1 protein-coding gene is annotated in these 574 nt (G+C 43.4%); it reads right to left on the reverse strand.

What is annotated here, in order from left to right:
• Nucleotides 1–83 precede the first annotated feature (83 nt).
• Nucleotides 84–446, reverse strand: coding sequence for a hypothetical protein (locus A3754_RS05950; RefSeq protein ID WP_063519081.1), 363 nt, complete (start codon nt 444–446; stop codon nt 84–86).
• Between the last annotated feature and the right edge of the window lie 128 nt (nt 447–574).

The following is a 574-nucleotide window of genomic DNA, read 5'->3' on the forward strand; positions in this document are numbered from 1 at the left end:
TACCCTCCTAACGCCCGGAGCAGGCGACCATTTGAAGCGCAGCGAAAAATGGGTCGCGCTGCCTGCGATTGTTATATGCGACATTAATCTTTGTGGCGTGTGATTTCATGAAACTCCATACACTCGTAAGCTTTAGCATAAAGAGTACACACCTCAGTCCATTGGTGGTTTCGGAAAAACGCCAAGACTATGCTCTTTACAGTTTGATACCCAATGCCAAACCTATCTCTCAATTCCATTTCAAAAGCTTGCCAATTTACCTCTTCCTCCGCCTCGACCATGCTGTCATATTTTTCAAAAATATCGTGCGCTGAATCTAAGTCAGATTCATCCCAGTTCATATGAATCACGAGGCTAGGTATAGGATTTTCACGAGAATCCAACGTTTCCCCAATTAGGTTGATGTGAAATTTGATTTTGTTGAGCTCACTTTCAAGGTCAGTCATTTTCGTCTCCGTACTCCAAACTATTCACTCTCTCACTACACATTGATATCGAGTCTTGAATTATTGTGTGCATGTCAGACACACACTGCCGCTTTTCGTTCTCATCCTCAGTGTTCTGGAACTGTCGT

The organism is Alcanivorax sp. HI0083 (genome assembly GCF_001635175.1).

Coding starts and splice junctions, on each gene's coding strand:
- A3754_RS05950 (WP_063519081.1), bottom strand. CDS start 446: ATGACTGACCTTGAAAGTGAGCTCAACAAAATCAAATTTCACATCAAC.